This window comes from Roseateles sp. UC29_93, from assembly GCF_042695725.1.
GTDB lineage: Bacteria > Pseudomonadota > Gammaproteobacteria > Burkholderiales > Burkholderiaceae_C > Roseateles > Roseateles noduli_A.
This window is the reverse complement of the sequence record NZ_CP170545.1, coordinates 1,704,376-1,720,643: the sequence shown is the minus strand read 5'-3', so window position 1 is coordinate 1,720,643 and position 16,268 is coordinate 1,704,376. Positions and strand designations below refer to the sequence as shown.

Genomic DNA, 16,268 nt, shown 5'->3' with positions numbered 1-16,268 from the left:
CCAGAGGCGCCCGTTCGTCCCGTAACCGCGAGAAACCGCGAGAAACCGCGGTCGGTGGCTCAGGGGTACAGCCCGCGCTCTTCGCGCGCTTCCAGCACCCGCGTGCAGGCCACCGTGAAGGCGGCCGTGCGCAGCGGGATCTTGTGCTGTTCCGCGGTATCCCAGATGCCCTTGAACGCGCCGACCAGGATCTTGTCCAGGCGGACGTTGATCTCGTCTTCGGTCCAGAAGAACGACGAGAAGTCCTGCACCCATTCGAAGTAGGAGACCGTCACGCCGCCCGCGTTGGCGATCACGTCGGGGACGACGATGATGCCGCGGTCCGCCAGCACGGCGTCGCCGTCCGGGGTCGTCGGGCCGTTCGCGCCTTCGATCACCACGCGGGTCTGCACGCGCTTGGCGCGTTCACCGGTGATCTGGCCTTCCAGCGCGGCCGGGATCAGGATGTCCGACTTCACGTCCCAGAAGTTCTCGTTGTCGATGCGGTCGGCGCCCTTGAAGCCGCCCACGCCGCCCGTGCGGGCCACGTGGTCCAGCAGGTCGGTCATGTCCAGGCCGTTCTCGTTCAGGATCGTGCCGGTGTGGTCCTGCACCGCGACGATGATGGCGCCATTGGCGGCGAACATCTTCGCGGCCACGGAACCCACGTTGCCGAAGCCCTGCACGGCGACGCGCGCGCCTTCCAGGTTCACGTTCAGGCGGCGCATCGCTTCGCGGCCGACGACGAACACGCCGCGGCCGGTGGCGGCCACGCGGCCGAGCGAGCCGCCCAGCGCGATCGGCTTGCCGGTGACGACGCCGGTGGCGGTCGCGCCGACGTTCATCGAGTACGTGTCCATCATCCAGGCCATGATCTGGCCGTTGGTGTTCACGTCAGGCGCGGGGATGTCCTGCGTCGGGCCGATGATCATGCCGATCTCGCTGGTGTAGCGGCGGGTGACCTTCTCCAGCTCCTTCAGCGACAGCGTCTTCGGGTCCAGGCGGATGCCGCCCTTCGCGCCGCCGTAGGGCAGGTTGACCGCGGCGTTCTTGACCGTCATCCAGGCCGACAGCGCCATCACTTCTTCCAGCGTGACGTCCGGGTGGTAGCGCACGCCGCCCTTGCCGGGACCGCGGGTCAGGCTGTGCTGGACACGGTAGCCCTCGAAGTGGGCGATGGTGCCGTTGTCGAGTTCGATGGGGATGTCCACGATCAGCGCGCGCTTGGGGCGACGCAGCGTTTCCACCCAGCGGGCCAGCTTGCCCAGGTAGGGCTCGACGGCGTCGATCTGGGACAGGTAGGTGCCCCAGGGACTGTTGCGCGTGGGGGAAACGAAAGACAGGTTGGGCATGAAATGCTCCGTAACTTTTCGGTGGCGCGAACGGTACCCCGAAGCCCTGCCCGTCCGCCACGTGCGGCAAAGCCGAGTGCACATGCGGGCATGCGCCCCATGCATAAGGGGGCTAGTTTGCGCCTCGGACATGACCAAAGCCAAGCCCCTTCGGGCGAGACCGCGGCGTGATCGTCTCCGGCCCGCGCCATGAAAAACAGGCCCCGCAGGGCCTGTTCAGCGCGCGCCGTCAGCCGGCGCGAGATCGACGGGCGGTGATCAGCCCTTGATCGCGGCGCGGAACTCCGCGTCGTCGAGCAGCTTGCCGATCAGCGACTTGTAGAGCGCGCCGTACTGGTTGATCGCCAGCGGGATGGCGGTCGCGCCGACGAAGCTGGACTCCCAGCTCGACTCGGCGGCCAGTTCCTTGTCGAAGACCTTCTGGCCGTTGCGCTTGACGACGAATCGCGCGGCCAGGCGGCCCGTGCCGGTGCCGATGGCGGCGTCGACGCGGCTGTCGGTCAGCTCGCCGTCGATGACGACCGGGCTGTTCGGATCGAGCAGGCCGGCGCCCTTCAGTTCGGCGGCGAGTTCATCGCGCAACTGGCCCGAGAACGTGCCGGCGGACGGCTGCATCGACGAGCCACGCAGGCCGCCGAGTTCGGTGTCCATGCCGGCCGGCTTGCCGGCGGCGAGCTTGAAGGTACCCACCTGCGACGGCGCGGCCTTGGCGGCGCGCAGCTTCTCGACATTGGCGGCACTGGACGACGGCGCAGGCATCTTGGCGGTCACGCAGGCGGTCAGCGCGGCGGTGGCGGCCAGCACGACGGTCAGGCGGGCGGCGCGGATCAGGAACGAGGTCATGGGAAGTGCTTTCTCGAAACTTGAAAGGGAAAAGGAACCTGGACGAAAGGGGGGAGCTGGACAGGCGGAGGACCGCGGCGATCAGCCGCGATCGACCACGATCCAGCGCGATCAGCGGAACGCCGGATCGCGCGTCACGTCGTTCAGCACATTGCTGACGACCTGGCGACTGATGCGGGTCATGGCGGCGTCGATGCTGTCGGCCTTGGTCGCGCCCTCGGGCGACGACTTGGCGCCGACGGTGGCCCACAGGATGCCGCGGGCCTTCTTGACGACGGGCTCGGCGGCGCCGGGCGCGCGGTAGGTCGCGGTGCAGAGGTAGCCGTCGCCGACCTGCGAGCCGACCAGGCCGAAGGTCAGCCCGGTGACGAAGCCTTTGCTGAACGCGTCGTCGGAGGTGGGCACGTTGTCCAGCACGATGCTGAGCGACGCGCCGCCGTCCACCGGTGTCTCGGACACGCTGCTGAAGACGCCGCTGGTGCGGACCTGGTCCGTGATGCGGCCCTTCAGCAGGGCGGTGGCCTGCTGGTTCTGCACGCCCTTGGTCTGGAACTCGAAGAACAGCTGGACCGGTTTCGGTTCGGCGGGTCTGGCGAACTGGCTGGCCGGCACTTCGGCCGGCCGGTTGTCGACATAGACGCTCATGCAGCCGGTCAGGCCGATGGCGAGCGCGAAAGCGCCCAGCGCGCGCGCCAGGCTGGCGCCGCGGACAATGGCAGTCATGCGTGGATCTCCCTCGTGAAACGCGTCCGATGTGTGTATGGAATGCGACGGACGTCGAGTCGCAAACTATATCGAGCCTCAGTCTTGTCGCAACCGGGACCGCCCGGGGTGGGGGCCCAGTACCATCGCCGCCATGCTCACCGCGCTGGACCTGACACTCATCTACCTGATCGCCGCCGTGCTGGGCGTGGTGGTCTGCCGTTCGCTGAAGCTGCCGCCCATCCTGGGCTATCTGGTCGTGGGCGTGGTGATCGGACCGAACGCGCTGGCGCTCGCCAGCGACGTGCCCGGCGTGCAGCACCTGGCCGAGTTCGGCGTGGTGTTCCTGATGTTCGTGATCGGCCTGGAGTTCAACCTCCCGAAGCTGCACAGCATGCGGTCGATGGTGTTCGGACTGGGGCTGCTGCAGGTGGTCGTGACCATCGGCGGGACGATGGCGGGCAACCTCTTCCTGCGCTGGCTGTTCGGCGTGATGGGCTGGGCCTGGGACCTCGGGTGGCAGGGATCGCTGGCGCTCGGGGCGGCGATGGCGATGAGCTCGACGGCCATCGTCGTGAAGCTGATGTCCGAGCGGCTCGAGCTGGAAAGCGAACACGGCCGGCGCGTGATCGGCGTGCTGCTGTTCCAGGATCTGGCCGTCGTGCCGCTGCTGGTGCTGATCCCGGCGCTGGGCGGAAGCGGCGCGGAGATGATCGAATCGCTCGGCTGGGCCGCGCTGAAGGCGGTCGTGCTGCTGGTGCTGCTGCTGACCGGCGGCCAGCACCTGATGCGCCGCTGGCTGACGCTGGTGGCGCGGCGCAAGAGCCAGGAGCTCTTCATGCTGAACCTGCTGCTGGTCACGCTGGGTCTGGCCTGGCTGACCGAGCATGCGGGGCTGTCGCTGGCGCTGGGCGCGTTCGTCGCCGGCATGCTGATCGCGGAGACCGAATACAAGCATCAGGTGGAACTGGACATCCGGCCCTTCCACGACGTGCTGCTGGGGCTCTTCTTCATCACCATCGGCATGCGGCTGGACTGGCAGACGCTGGTCTACCAGTGGCCGCTGGTGATCATCCTGACGCTGGTGCCGACGCTGGCGAAGTTCGTGCTCGTGGCGGGACTGGCCAAGCTGTTCCGCGCGCCGACCGGCGTCGCGCTGCGCACCGGCCTGTACCTCGCGCAGGCGGGGGAATTCGGCTTCGTGCTGCTGACACTGGGCGCCCAGCAGAACCTGATCGCCGCGCAGTGGGTCAGCCCGGTGCTGGCGGCGATGGTGCTGTCGATGCTGCTGACGCCGATCATCATCGAGCACAGCAACCGCATCGTCATGAAGCTGTCCGCGAGCGACTGGCTGCTGCAGTCGGTGCAGCTGACGACCATCGCCAAGAAGTCGATCAAGACCGATGCGCACGTGATCATCTGCGGCTACGGCCGCAGCGGGCAGAACCTGGCGACGCTGCTGGAGGCGGAGCACATCCCCTACATGGCGCTGGACCTGGATCCGGACCGCGTGCGGCAGGCGGCTGCGGCGGGGAAAAGCGTGGTGTTCGGCGATGCGGCACGGCTGCCCAGCCTGATCGCCGCCGGCCTGACACGCGCGAGCGCGGTGGTCATCTCGTACCACGACACGGCATCGGCGCTGAAGGTGTTGCATGAGGTCCGCGGCCATGCGCCGCATGTGCCGGTGGTCGTGCGCACGATCGACGACACCGACCTCGAGAAACTGCGCGCCGCCGGCGCGACCGAGGTGGTGCCGGAAGCGATCGAAGGCTCGCTGATGCTCGCGAGCCACGCGCTCGCGCTCGTCGGCGTGCCGATGCGGCGGGTGCTGCGCATCGCGCGGGATGCGCGGGATCGCCGCTACGGGCTGCTCCGCGGCTACTTCCACGGCGCCGACGACGACACCTCCGAAGAACGCGACCAGGCCCGGCTCCAGTCCATCAGCCTGCCCATGGCCAGCATCCTCGAAGGACGCACGCTCGGGGAGATCGGATTGGTCGCCTGGGGCGTCAGCGTGGTGTTCGTGCGCCGGCCCAATGGGGCGGTGAAGGACGCGAGCGACGATCTGGTGCTCCAGGGCGGTGACACGCTCGTCGTGTCGGGGACGCCGGAAGCCCTCGCGCGCGCTGAACACGGGTTGTTGGTGGGCTGAAGACCGCCCGCCTGCAATGGCTGGGGCGTTGGCCGCGAGGGCATGGGGCCCCGCGGCAAGCGCGGAAACCCCATGCCCTCCCGTCCCCAACCACGGCCGTCCTTCGACGGTTTTGCTACCGGGGACTTCGGAGGAGGGCCAGCTGCCGCTCGCCGAGTGACTCGGACATCACCGCCGGCATCAGCAGGCGCGAGCCCTCATGGCTCAGGTGGCCCTGGTCCCGGTAGAGCGGCACGCCGTCGCGCTCGACCTGGCACGTCCTGCCGTCGCACAGCAGCGGCTCGAAGCGCAGGACCGGCAGGCGCGCGTCCGACTTCGCCAGGTCGGCGATGAAGCGATGCTCGGCAGCGCGCCGGCGTTCGTCGTCGCGCTCGTCGATCACGCAACCCGGCGTCGCGCCGATCGTCCAGCGACGCGCTTGACGACGTTCCAGGCAGCCCGCGATGTCGAACGGCGCCGACGGCGGCGGCGCCACCACCATCACCCGCTTGCCCATCGCCTTCAGCCGCTTCACGGTCGCCGTCATGTCGTCGAGCAACGCCGCGCGCATGGCCGTTTCGCCTCGCAGGCGCTCGCCGCCGCGCGTGCGTTGGAGCTCGTACTTCGACTCGTCCAGGTATTGCGTCAGCAGGCTCGACAGGACGACCGTGTCGATCTCCGGATGCCGCTCCAGCCAGCGCAGCACCGACGCGTTGAAGGCCTGACACTGCTCGATCCACGGCGACGCGAAGCTGTTGCCACGGCCGAGCGCCGGCCGCACCGGCGTCAGGCCGGGGAAGGGCCCGCACGAGGACTTCGTTGCCTGCACCAGGCCCTGGTCGCTGGCCACGCGGACAAGTCCTGGCACCAGGTGCATCGCATAGGAGTCGCCCCAGACCATCCAGCGCGCGCCGGGGCGCGTGCGGCAGTCCTCGCGGCCGTCGAAGGGCTCCTCGGCATCGCAGTTGGCGGACAGGCCGTAGTTGGCCTTGCGCAGTTCGACGAAATCGATCGCGCCCGGCGCCGGCTTGTGCAGTGCCAACGCGATGCCGCCGAACGCGAGCAACGCCGTCCCCGTTCCCAGGATCCATGCGCCACGACGGCCCGTGAGCAACGCCTTGGCGGGCCGCTCGACAGCGCGATGCAACGCCCACGCCAAGGGGAACGCGAGCAGCACCGCGCCCAGTCGCCAAGCCATCAGCGCCTGCGGATCGGCCTTCAGTCCGACCCAGGCGTTGTGGAGGATCGCGATCAGCGGCCAGTGGACCAGGTACAGCGCATAGGACCAGTCGCCGATGCGGATCAGCGGCGCGGCCACGCGCGGCAGGCGAGCGGGCTCGCGCAGGAGCAGGACCAAGGTCGCGAGTCCGACGACCAGCGCCGCCGGTCCGGGATGCGCGGCGCCGAACCACTGCGGCGCAGTCGGAACGGCGATGAGCAGGGCCCAGGCTGGCCATGCGAGCCATCGCAGCGCCGCCTGCATCGTCTGCATCGCCTTCGTTGTCTTCATCGGCTGCGGCTGCGGCGCCGTACCCGGCCCCCTGCTGCTCATCAACGCGCCGATCGATCCGAGGCCGAGTTCCCACGCGCGGGTCGGCAGCAGGTAGAACGCGCCGCTGGCGTCGATCGGTTGCCACCAGATCAGCAGGCCGAGGCTGGCCGCCGTGACGAGGATTGCCATGCCGGCCCGCAGTCGCGCCGGACTGAAGACCAGCAATGCGGGCAGCACGAGGTAGTACTGTTCCTCGAGCGCGAGCGACCAGAAGTGCAGCAGCGGCTTGAGGTCGGACGCGCCCTGGAAATAGCCTGTCTGCCGCCACAGCACGACGTTGTTCGCAAAGCCGAGCGCACCGAGCAACTGGCCGACGAAGTCGATCTGTTCGGTTCGGTTGAGGGCCCATGGCGCCGCGAGCAGGGTCACGCCGAGCACGACGTACGCGGCCGGCAGCAGGCGCCGCGCGCGGCGTCCGTAGAACGCGCGGAAGGAGAAGTCGCCGCGCTGCAGCGCGCGCTGGATCAATCCGGTGATCAGGTAGCCGGAGATGACGAAGAAGATGTCGACGCCGAGGTAGCCGCCCGACGCGCCGGGGATCTGCGCGTGATACAGCAGCACCCACAGCACGGCGATCGCACGCAGTGCCTGGATGTCGTCGCGCAGCGGCACTTCGCCGGTCGCATGCGGACCGTGAGGGCGATGGAAAAGCGTCGGAAAAAGGCTGGTCACCAAGGCATCAGATGAATCAACGGAAAGCGCGCGATTGTGGCTCCTGAAGCTCGACTCCCCGCGGCCGCCGCGGCTCTGCTTTGGGATGCACCGCTAGGCGCAAACCGGAGCCATAGCCCAGCTATGGCGAGGATTTGCAACGACGCGGGGCGCCCAAAGCAGAGTCGCGGCGGCTGCGGGGAGGTGCCGCCTGCGTGACAGTGCGGCTTCCTTCGTTGCGCCACACTGCCTGCCATGTTGGACACCCAGCCCCGCAGCCCGCAACGCCGTCGCATCTACCTGATGCGCCATGGCGCGGTGACCTACTTCGATGGCTCGACCGGTCGCCCGGTGCTGCCCGAGCAGGTGCAGCTCAACGACGACGGCATCGTCCAGGCCCAAGCCGCCGGCGAGGCCTTCCGCGCCGCCGGCGTGCGCTTCGACCGCGTGATCGTGTCGGGCCTGCCGCGCACCGTCCAGACCGCGGACCTGGTGCTGCGCCATTCCGGGCAGCCGGATCTGAAACCGCAGGTCTGGCCCGAGTGGCAGGAGATCCGCGGCGGCCGCCTGGGCGAGATCCGCAACGAAGATCTCGCCGAGTCCTTCAACGGACTGCAGCGCAGCCCGGTCGCGGAGTCGCAACGTTTCCTCAACGGCGAGCGCGTCGGCGAGCTGCTCGACCGCGTGCTGGGCGGCGTCGCACGCCTGCAGGCCGATCCCGACTGGGACTGCGCGCTGCTGGTGTTGCACGGCGTGGTCAACGCGGCCATCCTCTCGCACGCGGTGACCGGCGGCCAGCGGGTGATGCTGGGCAGCTGGGTCCAGTCGCCGGCCTGCATCAACGTGCTGGACGTCGCGCCGCCAGCCGGGGACGCGCCCGCCAGCTGGCTGCTGCGCGTCTGCAATTTCGCCCCGTCGCATCCGCTGCATGCGGACGAGCGGGCCACCACGATGGAGGCGCTGCACACGCAATACCTCCGCTATCGCAGCCAACGCGGCTGAAGGACCTCCCCATGAACTTCGACTACAGCCCCAAGGTTGACCAGTTGCGCGAGCGCCTGCTCGCCTTCTTCGACGAGCACATCTATCCCAACGAGAAGCGCTATCACGAGGAGATCGACGCCAACCGCCGCGGCGGCAACGCGTGGATCCCGACGAAGGTGATCGAGGAGCTCAAGCCCAAGGCCCGCGCCGCCGGCTTGTGGAACCTGTTCCTGCCGCGCTCGCCGCGCGCGCCGGAAGGCCTGTCCAACCTCGAGTACGCGCCGCTGTGCGAGATCATGGGCCGCGTGTACTGGGCCCCGGAGGTCTTCAACTGCTCGGCGCCGGACACCGGCAACATGGAGACCATCGCGCGCTACGGCAGCGAGGCCCACAAGGACCGCTGGCTGGAGCCGCTGCTGCGCGGCGAGATCCGTTCCGCCTTCCTGATGACGGAGCCGGACGTGGCCTCGTCGGATGCGACCAACATCGAATGCCGCATCGATCGCGACGGCGACGAGTACGTCATCAACGGCACGAAGTGGTGGTCCTCCGGCGCCGGCGATCCGCGCTGCGCGCTGTACATCGTGATGGGCAAGACCAACCCCGACGCGGGCCGCCACGAGCAGCAGTCGATGGTGCTGGTGCCGGCGAACACGCCGGGTCTCACGGTCAAGCGCCACCTGAGCGTCTTCGGCTACGACGACGCCCCGCACGGCCACATGGAGATCGAGCTGAAGAACGTGCGCGTGCCGGTGGACAACATCCTGCTGGGCGAGGGGCGCGGCTTCGAGATCGCGCAGGGCCGCCTCGGCCCGGGCCGCATCCACCACTGCATGCGCTCGATCGGCGCGGCGGAGCGGGCGCTGGAACTGATGTGCAAGCGGGCGATCTCGCGGGTGGCCTTCGGCAAGACGATCGCGCAGCAGACGGTGACGCAGGAGCGCATCGCCGAGGCCCGCTGCAGCATCGAGCAGGCCCGGCTGCTGACGCTGAAGGCGGCCTACATGATGGACACCGTCGGCAACAAGGTCGCCAAGGCGGAGATCGCGATGATCAAGATCGTCGCGCCGAGCATGGCGCTGAAGGTCATCGACTGGGCGATGCAGGTCCATGGCGGCATGGGCGTCAGCGACGACACGCCGCTGGCCTACATGTGGGCGGGCCAGCGCACGCTGCGCTTCGCCGACGGTCCGGACGAGGTCCACCGCAACTCCCTGGCGAAGCTGGAGCTCGCCCGCCACATGACCCTGCCGGGCGCCGGCGACATGCCGATCACCCGCGGCGGCTGAGCTTTTCGTACACCGTCACGCCCAAAGCGTGGCACCACACCAACGGGGGGCGTCGCAGGAACCTGCTTCTCCCCCCGGAGAGCGGTTTCCATCGCGGAGCCCGGTGGCTAGGATCAGCCACCCTTTTTTCCGGTCGCCCTCCCGCGCCGCTCCCGCGATGAACCGATTCGCCGAAGTCCGCACCTGGCCGCTGCTGGCGTTCGCGCTGCTGGTCGGCCTGCAGGCCATCGTGCTGACGGTCAGCCTGGGCGGCTACGCGGTGGATGGCTGGCTGGCGTGGGTCGGCATGGCCTCGCTGGTCCTGACGGTGCTGCTGGCGGTGGCGGTCGTGTCGACGCTGGCGCGCACGCAGGCCCGGGCGAAGCTGGCCCAGCGCACGATGGAAGAGGCCATCGACGCCCTGCCGGCCAGCGTGGAGATCTTCGACGCCGAGGATCGCCTGATCGCCTACAACCGCCGGCTGGTCGAGATCTATCCGCACATGCTGCGGCACTTCCAGCACAAGTGCACCTTCGAGGACCTGGTGCGCGAATCGCTGGCGCGCGGCGGCATCCCCGAGGCCCGGGGGCGCGAGCCGGAATGGCTGGAGGAGCGCAAGCAGGCGCGCGGCCAGCAGACATCACCGCTGCTGCAGCGCGTGCATGACGACATGTGGCTGCGCATCTACGAGTCGCGCACCCCGTCGGGCGGCATCGTCGGCGTGCGCATGGACGTGACGGACCTCATCCATGAACAGCAGCGGCTGGCCGCCAGCCGGGCGCAGTTGCGCGCGACGATCGAATCGGCGGCCAACGGGATCCTGACGCTCGATTCGGGCGGGCATGTGCTGGAGGCCAACCCGAGCTGCGAGCTGCTGTTCGGCTTCACCGCGGCGGAGCTGCAGGGCGTGCACCTCGGGATGCTGCTGGGCGCGGCCACCGCGACGGTGCCGGAGCCGGGGGCCACGCCGGACGCGGCGCTCGACCCGCGGGCACTGCTGGGTCAGCCGCGCGAATTCACGGCGCGGCATCGCAGTGGCGAGGCGCTGCACCTGCAGCTGACACTGGCCGAAGTCCGCACCGACACCATCCACCTGTACGTCTGCATCGTCACCGACCTCACGGAGCGCAGAGCGCCAGGAAGAGCGCTTGCGCCGCGCGAATGAACTGCTCGCGCGGCAGTCGACGACGGACGGCCTGACGGGCGTGGGCAACCGGCGGCTCTTCGACCAGCTGCTGCAGACCGAATGGCACCGCGCCACCCGCGCGAACCGGCCGCTGGCGCTGCTGATGGTCGACATCGACCACTTCAAGCAATACAACGACTGCTACGGTCACGTGTCCGGCGACGACTGCCTCCGCCGCGTCGCGACACTGCTGCGCAGTTGCGCGGGCCGGGGCGGCGAGTCGGTCTGCCGCTACGGCGGCGAGGAATTCGCGGTGCTGCTGGTGGACACCGACCTGGCCGGTGCGCAGGTGGTGGCGCAACGCTGTCTGGACAGCGTGCGACTGGCCGCGATCGAGCATGTGGGCTCGCCGGTGAGACGTTCGGTGAGCCTGTCGATCGGGGTGGCGTCCTTCATTCCCCAGAACGGCGACGCGGCACAACGCCTGATCCAGACGGCGGACGCAGCGTTGTATGAGGCCAAGCAGGCTGGCAGGGCGCGCCTGATCTGCCAGCAGCAGACGGCCTGAACCGCCGACGTCACGGCAGCGCGACAATCGCGCTCATGCCGCACGTCGACCCCCTCCAGGACCCGATCGTTTTCCTGAAGCAGCAGATCCGCACCGTGCCGGACTGGCCGTCGCCGGGCGTGCAGTTCCGCGACATCACGCCGCTGCTGTCCAACCCTCGGGCGTTCCGGGTGTTGATCGACCAGTTCGTGCATCGCTACTTCGACGCGCGTCCCGATGCGATCGCCGGCCTGGATGCACGCGGATTCATCATCGGCTCGGTGCTGGCGTATGAGCTGAATGTCGGCTTCGTGCCGATCCGCAAGAAGGGCAAGCTGCCGTTCACGACGGTGCAGGAAACCTACGAGCTGGAGTACGGCAGCGCCACGGTGGAAATGCACACCGATGCGGTGAAGGCCGGCGATCGCGTGCTGCTCATCGACGACCTGATCGCGACCGGCGGCACGATGATGGCCGGCAAGCGCTTGCTGGAGCGCCTCGGCGCGGAGGTCATCGAAGGCGCGGCGATCGTGGATCTGCCCGAGCTGGGCGGCTCGAAACGGCTGCGCGACGGGGGATTGAAGGTGTTCTCGCTGGTCGAGTTCGACGGGCATTGAGCCCGGTCATTTCCCGATGCAGAACCTGCTGAAGATCTCCCCCAGCAGGTCGTCGGCGGTGAACGCGCCGGTGATCTCGCCGAGCGCGTCATGCGCGAGGCGCAGTTCCTCCGCCATCAGATCCAGCGCCGGGGGCAGCGCCTCCGCCTGAAGCAGCGCCAGCTCGATGTGCTCGCGCGTCCGACGCAGTGCCTGCACATGGCGCTCGCGCGCGATGAAGAGACCCTCCGGCACCGCGTGCCAGCCGACCTGCTCCAGCAGCTTGTGGCGCAGCCCATCCAGGCCCTCGCCTGTCTTCGCAGACAGCGTCAGCGCGCCCGCAGGCAGCGACGCCGGCGCGTGCGCATCCGCCTTGTTGTAGATCTGCAGGATCCGCGCGGGATCAACACTCGCGAGGCGTCCGCGGATCTCGGCGTCCTCGGACTCGTAGTCCGCATGGCCGACGCGGGTCAGGTCGTGCAGGAACAGCACCACGTCCGCATCCGCGATCGCATCCCAGCTCCGCGCCACGCCGATGCGTTCCACCTCGTCCTCGGTATCGCGCAGGCCCGCCGTGTCGCTGATGTGGAGCGGCACGCCTTCGATCTGGATCGTCTGACTCAGCTTGTCGCGCGTGGTGCCGGGAATCGGCGTCACGATCGCCAACTCGGCGCCGGCCAACGCATTCAGCAGCGAGCTCTTGCCGACATTCGGCTGCCCCGCCAGCACGACCTTGATGCCCTCGCGCAGGATCGCGCCCTGGCGGCTTCGGTCCAGCAGGGCTTCCACCCGCGTCAGCAATCGCCGCAGCTTGCCCAGCGCATCGGCCTGCTCGAGGAAATCGATCTCCTCCTCGGGGAAGTCCAGCGTCGCCTCGACCAGCATGCGCAGCTGGATCAGCCCATCGCGCAAGCCGCCGACCTCGCCGCTCAACGCGCCGGCAAGCGCCCGTCCAGCGCTGCGGGCCGCCGCTTCGGTGCTCGCATCGATCAGGTCGGCCACCGCCTCGGCCTGCGCCAGGTCCAGCTTGCCGTTCAGGAACGCGCGCCGCGTGAATTCGCCGGGCTCGGCCAGGCGCATCCGCAGCGCGGGGTCGGCCTCCAGGCATCGCGCCAGCAGCAGCTGCAGGACCACGGGTCCGCCATGGGCCTGCAGCTCCAGCACGTGTTCGCCGGTGTACGAGTGCGGCGCGGGGAACAGCAGCGCCAGGCCGTGATCGATGGCCTCGCCCTGCGCGCTGCGGAAGGGCAGATAGGTCGCCTCGCGCGGCTTCAGCGCGCGGCCGCAGATCGCCGTCACCAGCGGGGTCAGGTCTTGCGGCGCGGACACCCGCACGATGCCGACCGCCCCTCGTCCTGGCGCGGTGGCGATGGCGGCGATGGGATCCTGGTGGCGCGACAGCATGGACACGATTGTCTCGCAGCGCCCATGAAAAACGGCGATGCGCCGTGAGACGCATCGCCGTTGTCGTGAATGGCGCGGGGTAGGCCTCGTCGCCGTCTCTCGTGAGCCGACGCCTGGCGCCTCCGGTTCTCCACCACCTCAAGCCGGGTGGAGAAGCGACCCCCGCATGCGTTCGATTAAGCGCCTGCGCGCGGGACGAAAAAAAGCCCCCGGGGTGCGGGGGCTCGGGGACGCGCGTGAGGAATTGCCGAATGCCTCCCGCGCCGCTCTCCCTTACTTCTTCACGGCCGCGCCGCCGATCTGCTTGTTGATCATCCATTGCTGGGCGATCGACAGGATGTTGTTCACCAGCCAGTACAGCACCAGGCCGGACGGGAAGAAGAAGAACATCACGCTGAAGGCCAGCGGCATGATCCACATCATCTTGGCCTGCACCGGGTCGGCCGGTTGCGGGTTCAGCCACACCTGCAGCAGGCTGGACGCCGTCATCAGCAGCGGCAGCGGACCGATCGGCGCGCCGAACAGGTGACCGAACAGGCTGTCCGGCTTGGACAGGTCGTGGATCCACATCACCCACGGGGCGCCGCGCATCTCGACGCTCGACAGCAGCACCCAGTACAGCGCGATGAAGAACGGCATCTGCAGGAAGATCGGCAGGCAGCTGCCCAGCGGATTGATCTTCTCTTCCTTGTAGATGCGCATCATCTCCTGCTGCATCTGCTGCGGCTTGTCCTTGAGGCGCTCGCGCATCTCCTGGATGCGCGGGTTCACCGCCTTCATCTTGGCCATGCTGCGGTAGGCGCTGGCGTTCAGGCCGTAGAACGCGGCCTTCAGCATCACGACCAGCAGGATGATCGCCCAGCCCCAGTTGCCCAGCAGCGAGTGCAGGACGTCCAGCAGCCAGAACAGCGGCTTGGACAGGATCTTGAAGATGCCGTAGTCCTTCACCAGCTCCAGGCCCGGGGCCAGGACTTCCAGCTTCTTCTCTTCCTGCGGACCGACGTACAGCACGTTGTCCAGCTTCGCCGAGGCGCCGGGGGCGACGGCGGCGAAGTTCATCACCACGCCGGCGGTGTACAGGTTCTCGTTGAGTGCACGGACGTTGAACTCACGCGGGCCCGCGTCGTTGCGGATCCAGGCGCTGACGAAGTAATGCTGGACCATCGCGACCCAGCCGTCGTCGGCGTTCTTCTCGTACTCGGCCTTGCCCTTCTTCAGGTCGTCGAACGCGAGCTTGTGGTACTTCGCCTTGTCCGTGTAGATCGCGGGGCCCGAGAACGAGGTCGGCGCGAAGGACGGACCCGTATGGTCGATGTGGCCGTCACGCACCAGCTGCAGGTACAGCTGCGGCGTCACCGCGGCGGCGCCCGTGTTGGTGACCTCGTGGTTCACCGCGATGGCGTAGTCGCCGCGCTTGAAGGTGTAGGTCTTGACCAGCTTCACGCCGCCCTGGTCGGCTTCCAGGCGCACGGTCAGCGTGTCCTGTCCGTCCTTCAGCTCGCGCGGGCCGTCGATCAGCGTCAGCACCGTCTGGTCGCTGGGCGCGTTCGGCACGTTCAGCAGGCCGGAACGGGCGCTGTAGTTGCGCAGCGGATCCAGCACGACGACATGGCCGCTGGGGTTGGTGTCGTCCGCGTGCTTGAGCAGCTCGACGCGCACCAGGCTGCCGCCACGGGTATCGATCGTGGCCTTGACGACGTCGGTCGTGAAGGTGACCAGCTCGTTCTTGATCGGTGCCGGGGCCGCGGCGGTCGTACCGGCGGCGGAAGCGCCGGCAGCAGCCGGCAGCGCGGCGGCGGAGGCGGCCGACGCCGGGCCGGCCGGCGCGGTCGCGACCTTCGCCGGCGCCGGGTGGAACAGCGAGGGCTGTCCGTTGTGCCGCTGCCAGCCGTCCCACAGAAGGACCAGCGACATCGTGAACACCACCCACAAGATGGTGCGGCGAATATCAGTCATGGGAAGCTTTTGGATTGGCGGTTGAAGAGGCTCTCCCCGGACGGCATCCGGACGGACGCAGCAGTCGGGTGAACAGGCGGGGCGGATTGTCGGGCACGGGATCGTGTCCGCCCAGACAGAATGGGTTGCAACGCAGGATCCGTGCGGCCGCCAGATAGGTGCCGGCGGCCGCGCCATGCTGGCGCAGGGCCTGCATCGCGTAGTTGGAGCAGCTCGGGCTGTAGCGGCAACCCGCGCGCAGCCAGGCGCTGAACAGCAACTGGTAGCCGCGCACCAGCCCCATCAGCAAACGCGTCGACAGGCCGGGGCGGGGATCCATGGTCGTTTTTCCGAACCGGGATCCGGTCAGCCCGCCGCCGCCGACGCTGGCGGACGCGCCAGCTTGCGGGTCAGCTGCAGCAGTTCCGCGCGCGCCACGGCGCGCAGCGCGTCCGAGGACGCGCTGGGGAACTGCTTGCGATCGAAAGGCATGCGCAGCCGCACCACCCACAGGCCGGGCGGCAGTTCGGGCAGATCGCCGAACACCGCGCGGATCTGGCGCTTCAACAGCGTCCGCGTGACCGCGCGCTTCGCGTGCCGTTTGGGCACGACGTAGCCCAGCCAAGCCCGGTCGGGCGCGGCTGGAGGCGGTGCTGCAGGAGTGGGCGCCATCGTCGCGACGGGCGTTTCATCCACAGCTTGTGGATGAAACGGTGCATCACCTGTGGACAAGTCAGCCGTTCCTGTGGATGGACGGCGCTTGGGCAGCGAGGGGCTGTCAGCCAGATGATGCACGGCGAAGTGCGCGCTGCGCGCGCGGCTGGGCGTGCCCAGCACGCGCTCGAAATCGGCCGATCGTACGACGCGGCCGATCACGGTGCTGACGAGGTCGTCTGGCGTTTCGCTCAGACGGCCAGGCGCTTGCGGCCCTTGGCGCGACGAGCAGCGATGACGGCCTTGCCGCCACGCGTCTTCATGCGGACCAGGAAGCCGTGGGTACGGGCGCGACGGGTCTTGGAGCCTTGATAAGTGCGTTTCATGTTCAACCTCTAGGAAATCTCGGAACTTCCCGTCGCCTCGCGCCACGAGCCTGTTGGCCTGTGGCGCCGCGCACGGACATCGGGGGATGTCGGAAGCCGCTCGAAAAGCGGAGGCCCACGCAGCTACGTCCGGGCGTCCGGAAAACCCGCGATTACAG

15 protein-coding genes are annotated in these 16,268 nt (G+C 68.7%); 6 read left to right on the top strand and 9 right to left on the bottom strand.

Going from position 1 to position 16,268, the window contains the following annotated elements:
- Positions 1–59: 59 nt before the first annotated feature.
- From ACFJIX_RS08105 to ACFJIX_RS08095, 3 genes are all read right to left on the bottom strand, one after another.
- A complete protein-coding gene (locus ACFJIX_RS08105) occupies positions 60–1,331 on the bottom strand; it encodes a Glu/Leu/Phe/Val dehydrogenase (protein WP_377159060.1) in 1,272 nt (423 codons plus the stop codon).
- Between the two features lie 258 nt (positions 1,332–1,589).
- Complete coding sequence (locus tag ACFJIX_RS08100; RefSeq protein WP_377159058.1) at positions 1,590–2,174, bottom strand: hypothetical protein; 585 nt, start codon at positions 2,172–2,174, stop codon at positions 1,590–1,592.
- 111 nt (positions 2,175–2,285) lie between these two features.
- Entirely contained in the window at positions 2,286–2,897 is a 612-nt protein-coding gene (locus ACFJIX_RS08095) for a hypothetical protein (RefSeq protein ID WP_377159057.1), read from the bottom strand.
- 133 nt (positions 2,898–3,030) lie between these two features.
- Between ACFJIX_RS08095 and ACFJIX_RS08090 the strand changes: the two genes are divergently transcribed.
- Positions 3,031–5,028 (top strand): cation:proton antiporter, encoded by a 1,998-nt coding sequence (locus ACFJIX_RS08090; protein WP_377159056.1) that lies wholly within the window; start codon positions 3,031–3,033, stop codon positions 5,026–5,028.
- A gap of 115 nt (positions 5,029–5,143) precedes the next feature.
- On the opposite strand, the gene ACFJIX_RS08085 is transcribed toward ACFJIX_RS08090, so the two are convergent.
- The gene (locus ACFJIX_RS08085) at positions 5,144–7,231 is read right to left on the bottom strand and encodes an acyltransferase family protein (protein WP_377159054.1); all 2,088 of its coding nucleotides are present in this window, start codon (positions 7,229–7,231) and stop codon (positions 5,144–5,146) included.
- A 234-nt stretch (positions 7,232–7,465) separates the two neighbouring features.
- On the opposite strand from ACFJIX_RS08085, the gene ACFJIX_RS08080 reads away from it, so the two are divergent.
- From ACFJIX_RS08080 to ACFJIX_RS08060, 5 genes are all read left to right on the top strand, one after another.
- Positions 7,466–8,212, top strand: a complete 747-nt coding sequence (locus tag ACFJIX_RS08080) for a histidine phosphatase family protein (RefSeq protein WP_377159052.1) — start codon at positions 7,466–7,468, stop codon at positions 8,210–8,212.
- Between the two features lie 11 nt (positions 8,213–8,223).
- Positions 8,224–9,483, top strand: coding sequence for an acyl-CoA dehydrogenase family protein (locus tag ACFJIX_RS08075; RefSeq protein WP_377159051.1), 1,260 nt, complete (start codon positions 8,224–8,226; stop codon positions 9,481–9,483).
- 157 nt (positions 9,484–9,640) lie between these two features.
- Positions 9,641–10,627 carry a PAS domain-containing protein gene (locus ACFJIX_RS08070; RefSeq protein WP_377159050.1) on the top strand — a complete coding sequence of 329 codons (987 nt, stop codon included), beginning with the start codon at positions 9,641–9,643 and terminating at the stop codon, positions 10,625–10,627.
- Positions 10,611–11,156: a GGDEF domain-containing protein gene (locus tag ACFJIX_RS08065; protein ID WP_377159049.1), complete on the top strand. Its 546-nt coding sequence runs from the start codon at positions 10,611–10,613 to the stop codon at positions 11,154–11,156. The genes ACFJIX_RS08070 and ACFJIX_RS08065 overlap by 17 nt, the downstream gene beginning before the upstream one ends.
- A gap of 35 nt (positions 11,157–11,191) precedes the next feature.
- Positions 11,192–11,752, top strand: a complete 561-nt coding sequence (locus ACFJIX_RS08060; protein ID WP_377159047.1) for an adenine phosphoribosyltransferase — start codon at positions 11,192–11,194, stop codon at positions 11,750–11,752.
- A gap of 6 nt (positions 11,753–11,758) precedes the next feature.
- On the opposite strand, the gene mnmE is transcribed toward ACFJIX_RS08060, so the two are convergent.
- The 5 genes from mnmE to rpmH all read right to left on the bottom strand — a co-directional run bounded on the left by mnmE (position 11,759) and on the right by rpmH (position 16,110).
- The gene (mnmE, locus tag ACFJIX_RS08055; protein ID WP_377159046.1) at positions 11,759–13,135 is read right to left on the bottom strand and encodes a tRNA uridine-5-carboxymethylaminomethyl(34) synthesis GTPase MnmE; all 1,377 of its coding nucleotides are present in this window, start codon (positions 13,133–13,135) and stop codon (positions 11,759–11,761) included.
- 273 nt (positions 13,136–13,408) lie between these two features.
- Positions 13,409–15,091, bottom strand: a complete 1,683-nt coding sequence (gene yidC / locus ACFJIX_RS08050) for a membrane protein insertase YidC (protein WP_377159044.1) — start codon at positions 15,089–15,091, stop codon at positions 13,409–13,411.
- Positions 15,084–15,410: a membrane protein insertion efficiency factor YidD gene (gene yidD / locus ACFJIX_RS08045; RefSeq protein ID WP_377159043.1), complete on the bottom strand. Its 327-nt coding sequence runs from the start codon at positions 15,408–15,410 to the stop codon at positions 15,084–15,086. The genes yidC and yidD overlap by 8 nt, the downstream gene beginning before the upstream one ends.
- Before the next feature lie 26 nt (positions 15,411–15,436).
- Positions 15,437–15,766 (bottom strand): ribonuclease P protein component, encoded by a 330-nt coding sequence (locus tag ACFJIX_RS08040; protein WP_377159041.1) that lies wholly within the window; start codon positions 15,764–15,766, stop codon positions 15,437–15,439.
- A gap of 209 nt (positions 15,767–15,975) precedes the next feature.
- Positions 15,976–16,110 carry a 50S ribosomal protein L34 gene (gene rpmH / locus ACFJIX_RS08035; RefSeq protein WP_067065970.1) on the bottom strand — a complete coding sequence of 45 codons (135 nt, stop codon included), beginning with the start codon at positions 16,108–16,110 and terminating at the stop codon, positions 15,976–15,978.
- Between the last annotated feature and the right edge of the window lie 158 nt (positions 16,111–16,268).